This is a genomic window from Tenggerimyces flavus, from assembly GCF_016907715.1.
GTDB classification, from domain to species: domain Bacteria; phylum Actinomycetota; class Actinomycetes; order Propionibacteriales; family Actinopolymorphaceae; genus Tenggerimyces; species Tenggerimyces flavus.
In genome coordinates, this window is the sequence record NZ_JAFBCM010000001.1 from 3,521,346 (window position 1) to 3,537,637 (window position 16,292).

The 16,292-nt window shown below is 69.4% G+C and carries 10 protein-coding genes and 1 pseudogene; 7 read left to right on the plus strand and 4 right to left on the minus strand.

Annotation, left to right across the window (positions count from 1 at the left end; all coding sequences use genetic code 11):
• Positions 1-25 precede the first annotated feature (25 nt).
• Positions 26-310, minus strand: a pseudogene (locus JOD67_RS41225) (aldo/keto reductase); the annotation flags it as partial.
• A 55-nt stretch (positions 311-365) separates the two neighbouring features.
• Here JOD67_RS41225 and JOD67_RS16585 point away from each other — a divergent pair.
• The 5 genes from JOD67_RS16585 to JOD67_RS16605 are packed head-to-tail and all read left to right on the plus strand — an operon-like array spanning position 366 to position 6,676.
• A complete protein-coding gene (locus JOD67_RS16585) occupies positions 366-1,757 on the plus strand; it encodes a cytochrome ubiquinol oxidase subunit I (RefSeq protein WP_205118496.1) in 1,392 nt (463 codons plus the stop codon).
• 11 nt (positions 1,758-1,768) lie between these two features.
• Positions 1,769-2,539, plus strand: a complete 771-nt coding sequence (gene cydB / locus JOD67_RS16590; protein ID WP_205118497.1) for a cytochrome d ubiquinol oxidase subunit II — start codon at positions 1,769-1,771, stop codon at positions 2,537-2,539.
• A complete protein-coding gene (gene cydD, locus JOD67_RS16595) occupies positions 2,536-4,086 on the plus strand; it encodes a thiol reductant ABC exporter subunit CydD (protein WP_205118498.1) in 1,551 nt (516 codons plus the stop codon). The genes cydB and cydD overlap by 4 nt, the downstream gene beginning before the upstream one ends.
• Positions 4,071-5,675, plus strand: a complete 1,605-nt coding sequence (gene cydC / locus JOD67_RS16600) for a thiol reductant ABC exporter subunit CydC (RefSeq protein ID WP_205118499.1) — start codon at positions 4,071-4,073, stop codon at positions 5,673-5,675. Before cydD ends, cydC begins: the two co-directional genes overlap by 16 nt.
• A 35-nt stretch (positions 5,676-5,710) precedes the next feature.
• A complete protein-coding gene (locus tag JOD67_RS16605; protein WP_205118500.1) occupies positions 5,711-6,676 on the plus strand; it encodes an LLM class F420-dependent oxidoreductase in 966 nt (321 codons plus the stop codon).
• 239 nt (positions 6,677-6,915) lie between these two features.
• Here JOD67_RS16605 and JOD67_RS16610 read toward each other — a convergent pair whose 3' ends face one another.
• Positions 6,916-7,476, minus strand: a complete 561-nt coding sequence (locus tag JOD67_RS16610; RefSeq protein WP_205118501.1) for a PadR family transcriptional regulator — start codon at positions 7,474-7,476, stop codon at positions 6,916-6,918.
• A gap of 88 nt (positions 7,477-7,564) precedes the next feature.
• Between JOD67_RS16610 and JOD67_RS16615 the strand changes: the two genes are divergently transcribed.
• Positions 7,565-8,959 (plus strand): carotenoid oxygenase family protein, encoded by a 1,395-nt coding sequence (locus JOD67_RS16615; RefSeq protein ID WP_239553885.1) that lies wholly within the window; start codon positions 7,565-7,567, stop codon positions 8,957-8,959.
• Complete coding sequence (locus tag JOD67_RS16620) at positions 8,959-9,687, plus strand: VC0807 family protein (RefSeq protein ID WP_205118502.1); 729 nt, start codon at positions 8,959-8,961, stop codon at positions 9,685-9,687. The genes JOD67_RS16615 and JOD67_RS16620 overlap by 1 nt, the downstream gene beginning before the upstream one ends.
• A 3-nt stretch (positions 9,688-9,690) precedes the next feature.
• Here JOD67_RS16620 and JOD67_RS16625 read toward each other — a convergent pair whose 3' ends face one another.
• Both JOD67_RS16625 and JOD67_RS16630 read right to left on the minus strand, forming a co-directional pair.
• Positions 9,691-10,281, minus strand: coding sequence for a hypothetical protein (locus JOD67_RS16625; protein WP_205118503.1), 591 nt, complete (start codon positions 10,279-10,281; stop codon positions 9,691-9,693).
• A gap of 8 nt (positions 10,282-10,289) precedes the next feature.
• The gene (locus JOD67_RS16630) at positions 10,290-16,136 is read right to left on the minus strand and encodes a Vgb family protein (protein WP_205118504.1); all 5,847 of its coding nucleotides are present in this window, start codon (positions 16,134-16,136) and stop codon (positions 10,290-10,292) included.
• Positions 16,137-16,292 lie beyond the last annotated feature (156 nt).

The window sequence follows — 16,292 nt, forward strand, 5'->3', positions numbered from 1 at the left end:
TGTGTTGGCCTGCGCGTCGTTCGCGGCGGCCTCTCAGCAGTTCGCCGAGGAGCTGCTCCGAGCGGCCATCGGCGTAGATGTTCGCCGTGTCGAGGAAGTTGCCGCCCGCGTCGGCGTAGAGGTCGAGCATCCGCGCGGACGTCTCCGCGTCGACTCCCCATCCCGTCTCGCCGAACGTCATCGTGCCCAGGGCGAGCTCCGAGACCCGCAGCCCGGATCTGCCCAACCAGGGAAACGCATCATGGGCCGAGCGTCCCAACTGGGGCGCGCTCCAGGTCAAGGCGTGTGAGCGAACCCACGATGACCTCATCTACTACTTCTCGTAGTATTACTACGTCGCGTAGTAGAACCGAGGGGCGAGTGGCATGGATGTGCTCGAGCTGGCGCGGTGGCAGTTCGCCGTCACCACCGTCTACCACTTCTGGTCGGTGCCGATCTCGATCGGCCTGTCCGCCATCGTCGCCGGCCTGCAGACGACCTGGCTGATCACCATCAAGGACGACTACCTCAGGCTTACCAAGTTCTTCGGCAAGCTCCTCGTGATCAACTTCGCGCTCGGCGTCGTCACCGGCCTCGTGCAGGAGTTCCAGTTCGGCCTGAACTGGTCCGCCTACTCCCGCTTCGTCGGCGACGTCTTCGGCATCCCGCTCGCGCTCGAGGGACTGCTCGCGTTCTTCCTCGAGTCCACGTTCCTCGGCCTGTGGATCTTCGGCTGGGACCGCCTCCCCAAGGCCATCCACCTCGCGGCCATCTGGATCGTCGCGATCGGCACGCAGCTCAGTGCGTACGTCATCCTCGCCGCGAACTCGTGGATGCAGCATCCCGTCGGGTACGTGATCGAGGGCGACCGCGTCAGGCTCACCGACTTCGTCGCAGTGCTCACCAACGACACCGCGATCTCCGCCGCACTGCACACCGCGGCCGCCTGCTTCGTCACCGGGGGAGCGCTCGTCGCCGGCATCTCGTTCTGGCATCTCGCGCGCAAGAGCAAGGATGAGAACGCGTTCCGCAAGGGCGCGCTCATCGGCTCGACCGTCGTGCTCGTCGCCGCGCTCGGCGTGATCGGAACGGGTGACCAGCAGATGAAGCTCGTCGCCGCGCAGCAGCCGATGAAGCTCGCCGCCGCCGAGGCCCTGTTCCACACCGAACGGCCAGCCGCGTTCTCGCTCGTCACGATCGGCAACCTCGACGGCACCCGCGAGCTGTGGAGCGTGAAGGCGAGCCACATCCTCTCCTTCCTCGCCACCGGCGACTGGAACGCCGAGATCCAGGGCATCACTGAGCTGCAAGCCCAGTACGAGCGGCAGTACGGACCCGGCAGCTACGCGCCGAACATCCCGCTCACGTTCTGGAGCTTCCGTCTCATGATCGGCTTCGGCGTCCTCGCCGCCCTGCTCGCCGCCGTAGGCATCGCGATCACCTTGCGCAGAAGGCGATGGCTCACCAACAAGTGGGTCGCACGCGTCGCCCTCACGCTCCCGATCCTGCCCCTGCTGGCGAACAGCACCGGCTGGATCTTCCGCGAGACCGGCCGTCAACCCTGGCTTGCGTTCGGCCTGTTCAAGACCCAAGACGGCGTCTCGCCGGGTACGACGGTGGCCGAGGTCGCGCTCTCGCTCGCCGTCTTCACCTTGCTGTACGGGGCTCTCGCCATCATCGAGATCAGCCTGCTCAAGCGCAACGCCCAACAGCTCCCGCCCACCGAGAAGCCCAAGCAGGACGACGACCTCGAACGCCCGATGACCTTCGCCTACTAGGGAAGAAGACCATGGACCTCACCACGCTCTGGTTCGGCATCGTCGTGTTCTTCTGGACCGGGTTCTTCGTCCTCGAAGGCTTCGACTTCGGCGTCGGCGTGCTCGCCCGCCTGCTGGGCCGCACCGACCGCGAGCGCGCCGCGTACCTCGAGACGATCGGCCCACACTGGGACGGCAACGAGGTCTGGCTGGTCGTCGCGATCGGCGCGATGTTCGCCGCGTTCCCGGCCTGGTACGCCGAGCTGCTCAGCACGTCCTACCTGCCCGTCGTCCTCGCGCTCGTCGGCCTGATCGTCCGCGGCGTCGCGCTGGAGTGGCGCGGCAAGCGGGACGACGCGCTCTGGCGGCGCCGCTGCGACCTCGGCATCGCGCTGGGCTCGGCGATGGTCCCGCTCGTCCTGGGCGCCGTGCTCGTCGGCGGCGCGACTGGCAACTTCGCGTACGCGATCGCCGGCGGCGTCGTGCTGCTCGCGCTCTGCCTGGTGCACGGTGCGGCGTTCCTCGCCCTGCGTACGAGCGGCGAGCTCCGTGCCCGCGTCCCGCACACCAGCAGGGATGCGCTGTTCTTCGCCGCGACGAGCGTGGTCATCGCGGGAACGATCGTCGCGCTGTTCGTCACCAGCTTCCCGCGAGCGATGCCAGGGCTCGCGTACGGGGATGCGGCCGCATCCCCGTACGCGTTGAAGATTCTGACCTGGATCGGTGCTGCCTGCGTCCCGCTCGTGCTTGCCTACCAGGGGTGGAGCTACTGGGTCTTTCGCCGTCGCGTGGCCACGTCATGAGACCGCTCGACCCGCGGCTGCTGAGGTACGCCAAGGCCACCGCGCCGTACGTCGCCGCATGCATACTCGTCGGCGCCGCCACCGCCGGGCTGGTCATCGCGCAGGCGACTCTGCTCGCTTCCGCGATCGCGCACGTCACGACCGCTGGACTCGTCCCGCTCGCGGCCATCGTGCTCGGCCGCGCGCTGCTCGCCTGGGGCCAGGAGGTCGCGGCTCACCGCGCGTCGGCCGCAGTCAAGGCGAGCTTGCGCGAGCAGCTGGTACGCAAGGCCCTCGCGCTCGGCCCGCACTGGCTGGCGAACGAACGCAAGGCCGCCTTGACAACGCTCGCCACCCGCGGACTCGACGCACTCGACGGCTACTTCGCCCGCTACCTCCCGCAGCTCGTCCTTGCGGTCGTCGTTCCCGCGGCCATCGTCGTCTGGCTGGTCGCAAACGACCTCATCGCCGGCATCACGGTCGCGATCACGCTGCCGCTGATCCCGGTCTTCATGGCGCTCGTCGGTCTCGCGACCAGGGATCGCGCGAACCGCAGCTGGCGAGCGCTCGCCGTCCTCGCCCATCACTTCGCCGACGTCGTGGCTGGCCTGCCCACGTTGAAGATCTTCGGCCGCGCCAAGACGCAGGCCGAGGCGATCCGCCGCGTCGGCGCCCAGCACCGGCGCGAGTCGCTGTCGCTGTTGCGCGTCGCGTTCCTGTCCGGGCTCGTGCTCGAGCTCGTCGCCACGTTCTCCGTCGCACTCGTCGCGGTCGGCATCGGCGTACGACTCGTCGAGGGACGGCTCGACCTCGAGACTGCGCTGCTCGTGCTGATCCTCGCGCCCGAGGCGTACGTCCCGCTCCGGCTCGTCGGCGCGCACTTCCACGCCAGCGCGGACGGACTGGCCGCGGCCGACGAGGCGTTCCGCGTCCTCGAGACGCCCGCCCTCCAAACTGTGGGGTTCTGGTACCGACACGCCGGCGTGTCGCGACCAGAACCCCACAGTCTGGGGGCCTGGCTGGTGGTGGAGGGGTTGACCGTGCAGTATCCGGGCGACCCGGAGCCGGTCGTGGAGGACCTGTCATTCGAGGTCCGCCCAGGCGAGCTCGTCGCGCTCGCCGGACCGAGCGGCGCCGGCAAGTCCAGCGTGTTGAACGCGTTGGTCGCGACCTGGCGTACCCAGGTCGGCTGGGTGCCGCAACGCCCTTACCTGCTTGACGGTTCGGTCGCCGACAACGTGGGCTTCGGCAACCCGGCCGGCGACGTCGAACGAGCCCTCGCCGACGCCGGCGCACAAGAGCTCGACCCCGCGACCCAGGTAGGCGAAGGCGGCAAGCGGCTCTCCGAAGGCCAGCGCAGGCGTGTCGCGCTCGCCCGGGCGTTGATCCGCGGCGTCCCCGTCCTGCTGCTCGATGAGCCGACCGCCGGCGTCGACGCCGAGACCGAGGCCGACATCGCCGCGATGCTACGGCGATCCGGCAGGACCGTCGTGCTCGTCACCCATCACCCAGCCCTGCTCGCTGCCGCCGACCGCGTCGTGGACGTGCGACCATGCGTTTACGCCTAGCGTTCGCCGCGATCGCGGGTACGGCCGCGGCCGGCAGCGCCGTCGCGATGGTCGCCGCCTCCGCTTGGCTGATCTCCCGCGCCGCCGAGCACCCGCCCGTCCTGATGCTGATGGTCGCGATCGTCGGCGTCCGCGCGTTCGGCCTCGCCCGCGCCGTCCTCCGGTACGTCGAGCGCCTGCTCGGCCACGACGCCGGCTACCGCCTGCTCGACGCGCTGCGGACGCGGTTGTACGACAAGCTCGAACTACTCGCGCCGAACGGGCTCGCCGCATACCGTTCCGGCGACCTGCTGGCCAGGCTCGTCGACGACGTGGACCTGCTGCTCGACCTCGTCCTCCGCGTCGCCCTGCCGATCGTCGTCGCGAGCCTCGTCGGCGCCGGAACCGCAGTCCTGCTTGGCCTTCTGCTCCCGGTGGTCGGAGCGGTCACCGGCGCAGCCGTCGGCCTTGCTCTCGTCGGAGTGCCGCTCCTCGTCGCCTGGTCCGCGCACCGCGCCGAGCGCGCCGTCGCGCCGGAACGCGGCCGCCTCAGCGCCGCCACCACCGAGCTGCTCGAGGCCGCTCCCGAGCTCATCGCGTTCGGCGCCACCGCCCACGCCATCGACAAGGTGGTCGACAGCACGAACCGGCTGCGCGCCGCCGAACGCCGATCGAGCTGGAGCGTCGGCCTCGGCAACGGCCTGCTCACGCTGCTGACCGGTGCCGCCAGCATCGCCGGCATCGCTGTCGGCGTCCCCGCTGTACGCTCCGGCACCCTCGACCAGGTCCTCCTGGCCGTCGTCGTACTGACGCCATTGGCGCTCGCCGACGTATTCGCCTCGCTCGCACCAGCCGCCGCGACGGCGACCCGCGGCCACACCGCCCTCGCCCGAGTCCGCGACGTGCTGCGAGCGAAGGAACCGGTCAGCGAGCCAGACCAGCCCACCACCGTCCCGGCGGGGCCGTACCACCTGAACGTCGAGAACCTCAGCGTCCGCTGGACCGACGACGGCCCGAACGTGCTCGACGGGTTCGGCCTCGACCTGTCACCAGGGCGGAAGGTCGCGCTGATGGGCCCGAGCGGTTCCGGCAAGAGCACGCTCGCGCACGCGCTCGTCCGCCTCGTCGAGCCGGTCAGCGGCAGGATCACGCTCAACGGCGTCGACCTCACCGAGCTCCGACCGGATGACTTACGGCAGGTCGTCGGCCTGTGCCAGCAGGACACGTACGTCTTCGACACCACCGTCGCCGAGAACGTCCGCTTGGCGAGGCCGGACGCCACCGACGCGGAGGTGCAGGCAGTCCTCGACCGCGTACGCCTCCCGCTCGACCTCGAAGCCAGGGTGGGGGAGCACGGCGACCGCATCTCCGGCGGCGAACGACGCAGACTCGGCCTCGCGAGATGCCTGCTCGCCCGAACGCCCATCCTCGTGCTCGACGAGCCGACCGAGCACCTCGAGGACGACCTGGCCGACGCGATCCTGCACGTGATCCTCACGGCAGCACGCGATCAAACCATCCTGCTGATCACGCACCGGCCACCCCCGGCGGGACTCGTGGACGAAATCATCGTGCTGGGCAAGGCTTTCTCGGGGGTAGGGTCCCGGTAGGGCATCCGGTGAGCGGATGCGATGAAGGGATACGCATGGCAGTGCGTTTCGGAGTCTTCGTTCCCCAGGGTTGGCGGATGGATCTCACGGAGATCGCCGACCCGGTCGAGCAGTACGAGGCGATGACGGCGGTCGCGAAGGTCGCCGACGCCGGGCCGTGGGACTCCATTTGGGTGTACGACCACCTGCACACGGTTCCCGAGCCGACGAAGAACACCACGTTCGAGTGCTGGACAGCGACGTCCACGCTCGTCCGTGACACCCAGCGGGTCAACGTCGGCCAGATGGTCGGCTGCAACGGCTACCGGCACCCGTCGATGTACGCGAAGATCGCGTCCACCGTCGATGTGGCCGCGCACGGTCGCCTGTACGCGGGCATCGGCGCCGGCTGGTACGAGCACGAGTGGAAGGCGTACGGCTACGAATGGCCGACGCTGAAGGAACGCATGGGCGCGTTCCGCGAGGCGGTCGAGATCATCTACAAGATGTGGACCGAGGACGAGCCGGTCTACAACGGCAAGTACTACTCGATCGACAAGCCGTACAACGAGCCGAAGGGCGCGCGCAAGCCGCACCCCTCGCTGTGGATCGGCGGTGGCGGCGAGCAGGTCACCCTGAAGCTGGTCGCGATGTACGGCGACGCCTGCAACATCGGCGGCGGCAAGCCCGACGTGATCCAGCAGAAGCTCGGCGTGCTCAAGCAGCACTGCGACAAGCTCGGCCGCAACTACGACGACATCATCAAGTCGACGAACTTCCTGGTGTTCCCGATCGACAAGGGTGCCGATCCGGAGAAGGCGAGCGCTCAGGCGCGCCAGAGCTTGTCGGTGGAGCAGTTCCAGCGCAATGGCGAGATCACCGAGGTCGACGTGATCGCCGAGCGTGTCGAGAAGGCACTCGAGGCGGGCGCGGACTACGTGAACTTCTACATCCCCGGCGTGGCGTACGACCACGAGCCGGTCCACCGGCTTGCCGAGTCGATCGTCAAGCGCTTCAACTAACTTCGGGTCTCAGGTGTTGGTGGGCGACATTGGCCTGTGAAGGACGGACGTGCCTGTCCCGCAGGGGGGTCGCCTTACCCGGTCAGTGGCCGCTCTACCTGGCGTCCACCCCACGTAAAGGGGCAAATGATCATGTAAACATGATCATTGGCCCCAGGGCGGGGCCGGGCAGGTCAAACCCAACGGCCGGACCGGAGATCGAGGCTAGGCCGTGTCTGACCGCTGAGCGGTGAGGGTCGTCACCGCTCAGCGGCCTCGGCGGCGGCGTCCGCGGTGTCTCTGGCCTCGACCTCGGTGAGAGCCCATTGGGCCCACTCCCGGAGGGTCTCGAACGAGCGGCGGCCGTACTCCGCGGCGAAGTGGCCGAAGCTCATCGGCTCTTCCTTCCACTCCGGGCCGGCCAGCTCGAAGATCTTCGCCATCCCCTCCAACTGCTCGTTCGCGACCTGCAGGTACGCGGTCAGCAGCGTGCGGGCGTCGGACGGCTCGAGCGTCGGCAGCAGGAACAGCCGCAGCACGAACTCGTTCCGCACCCCGCCCGAGTCCGGCCGCGTGAACATCCACTCGCGCAGCGAGACCCGGCCCGGCTCGGTGATCGCGTACGTACGCCGCCCGCGCGGGCCCTCCTCGGTCACCTCGATCAGGCCGTCGGCGGCGAGCTTGCTCAGCTCGGGGTAGATCTGGCTGTGCTTCGCGTGCCAGGCGTAGTGCTGCAGCGATCCCTCGAACTTCTTGGTCAGGACGTAGCCACTCGCGGCCTCGTCGGCGAGCAACCCGAGCAACGCGTACCTCAACGACATCGGACCTGACCTTCCCAAGGAATCTCTTGGTCATCATTTAAACATGTGCGAATTGACATGTCGAATCTTACATGTCAAAGTCGGCTCCATGACCGAGACAGCGACCCCGGCGGAAGCCGAGCCGATGTACCTCGACGGGGCGTACGCACCCGTTCCTGACGAGATCGACGCCGTGGACCTGCCGGTCACCGGCGCACTGCCGGCCGAGCTCAGCGGCCGGTACTTCCGCAACGGACCCAACCCGGTTCCCGGTGACGACCCCGGGCACTGGTTCGCCGGCCACGGCATGGTGCACGGCGTGCGCATCGCCGACGGCCGCGCCGAGTGGTACCGCAACCGTTGGGTCCGCACGAGCCTGCTCGCGAACGCTGACAGGCACGCGGGCGGCGCGAGGGACCTCGCGGTCAACCCTGCGAACACCCACATCATCGAGCACAGCGGCCGGCTGCTCGCGCTGTGCGAGGGCGGCCTCCCGTACGAGCTCTCGCCCGAGCTCGACACCGTCGGACCCGTCGACTTCCGCGGCCGGCTGCGCACAGCGATGACCGCGCACCCCAAGGAAGACCCGGAGACCGGAGAGCTGTTCTTCTTCGGCTACGGCGTCCAGCCGCCGTACGTCACGTACCACCGGCTCTCACCCGCCGGCGAGCTCGAGCGCAGCGTCGAGATCGACGTGCCAGGGCCGACGATGATGCACGACTTCGCGATCACCGAGAACTACGTCGTGTGGCTCGACCTGCCGATCGTGTTCGACTTCGCCCTGGTCAGCAAGGGGATGCCGTTCCAGTGGGACGACGCGTACGGCGCGCGACTCGGCCTGATGCGGCGCGACGGAACGGGGCCGGTGCGCTGGTTCGACATCGAGCCGTGTTACGTCTTCCACGTGGGCAACGCACGCGAAGATGCCGACGGCCGGGTCCTGCTCGACGGCGTCCGCTACAGCCGGCGCGCGTGGGACTCGGTCTGGGACGCGACCGGCGGCAACACCCACGTGAACGGGCACGAGCTCACCATGGCCGCGGCGGAGTCCGGCTCCAGCGTCCTGTACCGGTGGACGCTCGACCCGGCGACCGGACGTACGTCCGAGGCCCAGCTGGACGACCGCGGCGTGGAGTTCCCGACCATCGCCGACGCCCGGGTCGGGCGCGACGGGCGGTACCTCTACACCGTCGGTGAGCCCGAGGGACACGACGGGCGCGGCTCGGTCGTCAAGTACGACCTCGCGACCGGGTCCGTCGCCGAACACGACCTCGGGACTGACAAGCTGGCCGGGGAGGCCGTCTTCGTCCCCGCCGCGAACGCCACCCACGAGGACGACGGCTGGCTGCTGTCGGTCGTCAGCGACAAGGCCGGCCGCGGCTCGGAACTGCTCGTCCTGGACGCCGCCGACGTCGCCGGTGAACCAGTCGCCACCATCACCCTGCCCCGCCGCGTGCCGGTGGGCTTCCACGGATCCTGGATCGCGGACTCGGAGCTCGCATGATGACCGACGACAAGACTGAGGCAACGGCGACCACGCCCCAGCTCGTGCCCACGCAGCCGCCCCGTCCCGTCGAGCTGCGCCAGATGGTCGTGTCGCTGGTGCTCGACATCGGGCTCGCGCTCGGCACGTACTACGGCCTCCGCGCGTTCGGCGTGAGCATGTTCGCCGCGCTGCTGGCGGCGACGGTCGTGGCCGGGATCCGCGTCGTGTACGTCGCCGCGCGCGGACGCTCGTTCGACCCTTTCGCGATCTTCCTGCTCGGCACGTTCGGCATCGGCCTGATCCTGTCGTTCTTCACCGGCGACGCGCGGTTCCTGCTCGCGAAGGACTCCGCGGGCGGCGCGATCGCGGGGCTGTGGTTCATCGCGTCGTGCTTCATCGGGCGGCCGCTGATCTTCTTCGCCTCGCGCCGCTTCCAGGCCCGTACGCCCGAGGCGCAGGCCGAGTGGGACGGCAAGTGGCGCGACAGCGCCGGCTTCCGTTCGGTGATGCGCACGATGTCCGCGGTGTGGGGCGTCGGCCTGGTGGTCGAGGCCGCGATCAAGCTCGCGCTCGTCTACACGTTCCCGGTCGACGTCATGGTCGCCGTGAGCGCGGTGATGGGGCCGGCGACGTTCGGCCTACTGATCCTGTGGACGGTCTGGTACGTGATGCGCATCCAGCGCAAGGCCGCGGCCCTCGAGGCAGCCGAAGCCGCCGCGAAGACCGCGCCCGCGCCCGAGTCCTAGGTGTCAGGTCAGCGTCGCGCCGGGGTCAAGAAGCCAGGCGATGATGGTCGCCGCGCCGGCAAGGACGACCACGACGGGAAGGACCCACCAGCGTAGGTGGATCGTCAACCGGGGTTGGTGGGTAATCGTTTCAGCACCTGCCGGGGCGGACGCCTTCCGCTGCTGGCTGAGTTCGATGGCGCGGTGAGGGTTGCGGTCGCCGAAGATCTCAGCCAGCAGCGAGTGGGAGAATGCCCAGACCCGGATCTCGCGCCCATCCCACAAGACGACAGTCAAGTCGTCTCGGGCTTCGATGGTGTCGACCGCGCGCCAGGGCACGACATGGCAGAGCACGGGGTTGCGGATGACGAGGTGCGTCCGTGTGAGCTTCAGGCAGGGGTAGCCGCCGACTCGCCATATGAACCAGGTCAAGACCAGTAGCACCGACGCGCCGATGGCGCGACCAACGAGGCTGTGATCCACGCCGGGGTTGACCACGATGTACCAGCAGAGCGCCAGCGCCCCGGCGGTGAGCAACAAGGCGGAGATGGCCGTGCCAGGCCGTCGGAGCGTGACCGTGCTCGAACTGGGAAGGTTGGTCGTCGCCTGGGCCACAAGGGGTCCTAGGTGTCGCTGCCGCCGCCGAGGAGCTGGATGACGAGGATCATCGAGGCTCCTGGCTGGTCGACCGTTCCCGCCACGTCCGTCGCCTGGGCCTGGACCGAGTAGATCCCGAGCCCCGGCGTGCGGGCGGTCCAGGTGCACGACCGCCGTGTCTGATCCGTGCAGGTGACCGTCGCCTGCACGGTCAGCGGCTTGCCGAGCAGGATCGGCGTGTACTGCACGCGCACCGACGAGACGCCCGACAAGGCGTCGGAGGCGGTGCCGCGGATCGTGCCGCCCAGGTTGATGATTCCCAGCGGTGGCCGGGTGACCGTCGTGCGCGGCCTGGTGCGGTCGATGTCGATGCCCTTGACCGTCGCCGAGGCCGAGTTGCCCACCCGGTCCTGCACGGTCCCGGTCGCCGACTGATCCTGGCCGTCCTGCGACAGCACCTTGTCCGAAGGGCAGCTCGCGACCCCGGACACCGCGTCGGCGCAGGTGAACTTCACCGTCACCGGAGCATTCCGCCACCCCGCCTCGTTCGGAGGCGGCGAGACCGAAGCGGTGATCAACGGCGGCGAGGAGTCGATGCCGACGTACGACAGCGCATGGCCACCGCTGTCGGAGGACGCCTCGATCACATGCACGCCGTCGCCCTCGACCCGGAACGGCTTGCCCTCGTAGGGGAACGGCTGCGCGCCGTCGATGCTCACCTGAGCGCCCTCGCCCTTGTCGAGGCCGCCGATGGTGATGTCCGGGCTGCGCGGGTACATGCCGGACTCGGGCGGCGGCGGGCGCAGGTCGATCGAGATGCCCTCGCTGGTCGGCTTGCCCTCCAGGCCGACGAAGTCCGTGCCCTTGTTCGAGCTCACGCCGACGTTGCCCGCACCGTCGACGAGCTGCACGGTGTACCCGGGCACTGTCGATGCTCCCGTGAGCGCCGCGGCGCCGGACCAGCGGCCGTTGCCGAGGTTCTGCAGCTCGACCTTGCGCCAGACCCCGTCGCTGCCCTGGTACAGGACGACCCCGCGTTGGACGTCGGTGTCCGGCGTACGGACCGAGAACGTGACGAAGTTGCCGAGGATCGTTCCGCTGACCGGGCCGATCGCCGGCGGCGCCCAGTCGTCGGAGTCGGACCGGTAGACGGTGCCGGCGAGGTGGCTGTACAGCCGCTGCGTCGCGACGCCCTCGTCAGCCCAGACCTGACCCGGCATGAGCACAAGCGTGTCGCGCAGACCCTTCGCCGAGACGGTCGCGTTGACCGACTGCAGCTTCGCCGGGAACGCAGCCGAGGAGGCCTGCCGTTCCGGCTCGTTCGCCGACATGTCAATCGTGGGTTGACTGTAGACAGGGTCGACGTCCGCGATGTCCGTCGACGTCTGCTCCTCGATCAGCGCGCCGTGGACGGGCAGGCCGTCGTCGGCGGTGACGTCGAGCGTGAGTCGCGGCTGCACCGGACGGAAGTGCGTCACCTGCGGCAGCTGCCCCGCCACGGTCCAGTACTCGCCGCGCGAGCTCTCCTGCCGCTGTGTGTTCGGGTCCTGCGAGAACGGCGCCGTCCGCAGCGTGACCTCGGGCGGCAGCAGGTTCGTCGGCGGGGCCGGCAGCGTCGCCTCGGCCTCGCCGCCGTCCGCCCCGATGCGGTACGTCGGGAGCCCGTAGAACGTCGTCTGCTGCAGCACCTTCGCGTCGTACACGCCGACGACACCGAGGTCGCCGAAGTACTTCTGCTTGGCGAACAGCAGCGCCTGTCCCGCCGTCACGTCGACGCCCGGGTCGGGGTCGATCGTGCTGTCGGTGAGGCCCTGCGCGTAGTGCGTCATCAACCGCTCGGAGTACGCGACGACGTCGGTGTCTCCGTACCCGAAGCCGGTGTTGCCGGTGAACAAGGCGGAACGTCCGCTCGCTAGCTGCGCCCAGTCGCCCAGGCGCTTCTGGTCCGCCGGACCGGGAGCCGCCACCGCGATGTCCGGAACGTTCAACCCCGCATGGCAACCCATCGTGAACAGCACCGAACCCGCTGCCGGTGTGGCGTCCTCGGCCTCGAGGAGGTCGGCCTGCCCACCCGCGGTGAACTGGTCCGCCGGCAGTGCCTGGTAGTGGTTGTAGTGGGCGTTGACCGCGACGAAGCCGTCCGACGCGTTGTTCAGCGCGCCGAGCGCGTCGGCCGCCGTCCAACTGTCGGAGGTGTTGGTGTTCGTCGTCACCCTGCTGGACAGCGCCGACCCGACCGCCTGGCTGCCGTCGACGAGGAAGTCGTACCCGTACACGTCGCCGCTGCCAGGATCCAGGACGCCGTTCGCGGACGTGTACTGATCCAGCTGAGCGGAGATCTCCGCCGGCGTCTCGACCAGCCGGCCGAGCGCGACGTCCGGCACGTACAGGCTGCCGTTCAGCCACGTCTGCGGGTCGAAGTCGCCGTACGGGTCGTCGGACAACGTGAGCCCGCTCGCGAGCGCGCGGGACGTCGCGGTGTCCTTGCCGCCGAACGAGGCGTCGGTGTACTCCTTCTCGTTCGCGATCGACGTCAGGTCGGGGATCCGGCCCTGAGGCAGCGCGTCGTCGGCGCCGATCAGCACGATGCTGCGGATGCCGGTGTACGTGCCGCGGACGTGGTCGACGACCTGGTTGATCGCGCCGACGACAGCGTTCGCCTTGGCCGGCGAGCACGGGTCGGCGTCCCAGTCCGCGTACGCGCCGGAGACGTCGACGGTCGAGTCGCTCTCGACCGGGACGACGACGCCCGCGACGTCCGAACGCGCGGCGTACACGTCGAGCTTGTCCAGCATGGGCTGGGTGGCCGACGCTCCGTACAGATCGCCCATCCGCTTGGCGTTCACCAAGATCAGCGTCTTTGCCGTCGCCGGGATCGGCAGCGACGGGAACGTGCCCGCGCTACCGCCGCCGACGAACGTGCGCGGCTGGCAGGGCAGCGGGTCGGGACCCGGCTGCACCGACGCGCGCAGGATGTACGGCTTGTCGTCGCGCGCGCCGTTGTAGCCCGACACCTGGATCGTGAACGTGCCTTCGCGGTCGCTCTCCAGCACCGGGATCGACACCGACTCGGTGCTCGTCCCGCGCTGGATCGACGTTGTGCGCAAGGGGATTCCTAGCAGTGGCGTGTCCTGCAGGCCGTTCGGCGCCACGTTGTCGCCGTCGGTCGCCGCCTGGTTCGCGCCGTCGTCGACAGGCGTCGTACGGAGCGGCGTCGTCCGCAACGGCGTCGTCCGCAACGGTGTGCTCGGGATCGCCGCGCTCGGCCCGTACACGACCAGGTCGTAGTCGGCAGGAAGGTGCGACACCGAGATCCGCAGCGTCGAACCGACCTCCGGGGCGCGCAGCGTGAACAGGTCGATGTCGTCGGCCGAGGAGATGTGCGGCGCGTACAGCGTCTCCGGCTCGATCGCCTTCGCGCCCTTGGGGTCGGCGCCCTCGTCGTGGCTGTCGTCCACGAGCTCCGGCGCGGTCGCGCCCGACGTGGCGGCGATGCCGGCCGACCGGTCGAGCATCGTCGCGACCGACGCGGACGCCTGGTAGCTGCCCATCGTGGACGTCGGCTCGGCCTGGAAGACCAGCGTCTCGGCGGTCTTCTCGCCCGGGTAGGCACCGCCGCAGATGCCGTCGCCGTCGATCTCCGGAGAGAACGTCAGCTTCGAGCCGTCGACCACGGGCTCCGGTATCGAGTTGTCCTGGGCGGCGGCCGAGAGGCGGAGCCCGATTACCCCACCGAGGCGCGCCGAGCCCGGCACGTACCGGAAGCCGGGCGCCAACGCGACGGCGATCTCCAGCCCGCTGACCTCGTCGCACTTGATGGAGAAGTCCGTCGTGTACTCGACCAGGTCGTCCTTGCGGATCAATGCGTTGTCGAGGATCGTCTCGATCGGCCCGTCCTCGTACGCGACCTCGGTGCCGACGACGAGACCGGCCAGCAGGTCGCCGAGCCCGAGCTGGGTCAGGCCTCCGGCCGGCAGCAGCGCGAGCAGGGTCGCGACGGTGGCGTCCGGCTTGATCGCGTTCGCCGCTTGGGCATCGGCGAGAGTGGGGCAGGAAGCCGGCGCACACGTGACGAGCGACGGAACGGCACTGGTCGCCAGCGCACCGATCGGCGTCTGCTCGAGTGCGATGTCGGCCAGGAGTATGTTCCCGAGCGGCGCGTCCGTGCCGGCCAGGTCGACGTCGACGAGGTCGATCTGCTGGTCGTAGTAGGCGGACAGGTCGTCGCCGGCGAGCTCGAGGTTGAGCAGTGAGGTCGTCGTGGGGTCGACCCCGTTGCCGCAGTTGCTCGGCTGGCTCGCGAGGTATGCGCACCAGTCGCCGCCTGGCGGGTCGGGCAGCCTGTCGAGGGCGACACCGGCGAGCAGCAACGCGGACAGCGAGGTGGTCCGCAGTGGGCTCTGGGACAGGTCGATGTCCGCGAGCGTGAGGGCCTGGACGGCGGCCGGAACGGGGGTGAGCGCGAAGACCTGCGCGAGCGTGACGGTCTGGAGCGGAACGTTCTCGTAGATCGTTCCCTGCAGAACCTCCTGCCAGGTCGTCGTCCGGAGCGGGATCGCCGACAGGTTGACCGGAGCGAGCTCGGTCGTCCGCAGGGGAGTGGTGCGCAGCGGGGTGGTCCGCAGGGGAGTTGTGCGCAGCGGGGTGGTCCGCAGAGGCGTGGTGCGCAGCGGGCTGGCCTGGAGCTGGCTGGTGTCCTGGAGTGCCGAGGCGGGGAGGTTGGCCGTCGGCGTCTGCTCATGCCCGGCGGCGCTCGCGGCCGGGGCGACGGTCAGCGTCACGCTCGAGGCGGACGTCGGCTTGCTCAACGGCTCGATCCGGCCGACCTTGCCGGGGCCGCGTTCGGCGAACCACAGGTCCTTGGCCGCGCCGAGGGCGATGCCGTACGGCTGGGCGTTCGAGGAAGGAACGGCGTAGCGCTGGAACGAGCCGCTCGCCGCGACCCGGAGGATCGCGTTGCCCTTGCCCGCGGTGAACCACATACCGCCGTCCGGCCCGGCGGTGACCAGCCGCGGCTCGGTCGACGAAGACGATCCGGACTTCCCGCTCACCGAGTACTCGGTGACGACCGGCCGTTCGCCGGTGGTGATCGTGCCGACCTTGTCCTTGTTGGTCTCGCTGAACCACAGCCGGTTGCCGTCGAGTGAGGAGGCGATGCCGGTGAGGCCCGCGTTGGACGTGGGCACCCGCGTCTCTTGCAGCTTGCCGCCGACGAAGCGCCCGATCGCGTTGCGGCCTTGCAGGGTGAACCAGATGCGGCCGTCCGGGCCGAGCGCGAGCTCCTGCGGCCTGCCGTTCTCGCCGACCGAGTACTCGGTGAACCGTACGTCCGGGCCGCCGTAGCCGCCGCCATTGCCCTGCCCGCCCTTGGCGATCGTCTCGCCCGGCGGGTCGATGTCGACGCGACCGATCTTGTTCTTGTCCGGAACCGTGTACCAGAGATAGCGGTCGTTCTCGCGGGCGAGGCCGAGCGGCGATCCGTAGCTGGACGGGATCTCGTAGGTGTTGACCTTCCCGGCCGTGGTGATCCGGCCGATGCTGCCGCTGTCGTTGAGCGTGAACCACAACGCGCCGTCGCCGCCGGCCACGATGCGGGATGGCGCCTTGGCGCCGTACGGCAGCTTGAACTTCGTCACCCTGCCGTCGGGGGCGACGCGGTCGATCCGGTCGCCCTCGCGTTGTGCCACCCAGAGGTTGCCGTCCGGGCCGTACGCCACGCCCTCGGGTTTGTCCCCGCTGTTCCCCACCGGGTACTCGACGACGTCGCCAGGCGCGGCCTGGGACGTCATCGGGAAGCCGACCACCGCGACGACCGCGGAAACCACGGCGACAAGGGCGATCGGCATCCGGACCTGGTTCCGGATCAGGGTCATCATGTTCCCCCAAAGTGGCGCAAACGGGCATTCCCCCAGAACGCAGGGACCATGACACCACGGGATGCCGTGATCCGACTCGCTTATGGTGTGATTTTGTCGACCGGTCTCACGCCTGGTCGGAGCATTGCGCACTTATGGGAGAGACTTGCGCGC